Annotated in this window: 1 protein-coding gene; it reads right to left on the reverse strand. The window is 54.1% G+C overall.

Annotated features, from left to right (window positions below):
* Positions 1–303 (reverse strand): transposase (locus tag ACOI06_RS14650; protein WP_420663324.1); only part of this gene is annotated, 303 nt, incomplete at both ends.

Consider the following 303-nt stretch of genomic DNA (forward strand, 5'->3'; position numbering starts at 1 on the left):
TCTCGGGCCATCCAGATATTTCCAAGCGCCAGTAGCGTGACGACCTGCGCGGTGTTCTTGAGCAAGCCCCGGTAGCGCACTTTTCGGAAGCCAAATTGGCACTTGAGAATACGAAAGGCATGCTCTACCTTGGCACGAATTGAAGCCTTGGTTCGTTCAACGGCACCCGTAAGCTCACGAGCCTCCTCATCCTTGATCGCTTGTCGTTGGCTGGGCTTCATCGCAATATGCCACTCGACATCGACGTCCTCAAGCTCAGGGCGTTTCTCTGCTCCGATGTAACCTGAATCACCGAACACAGAT

It is taken from the genome of Orrella sp. 11846, from assembly GCF_048820935.1.
Taxonomy (GTDB): Bacteria; Pseudomonadota; Gammaproteobacteria; order Burkholderiales; family Burkholderiaceae_B; genus Algicoccus.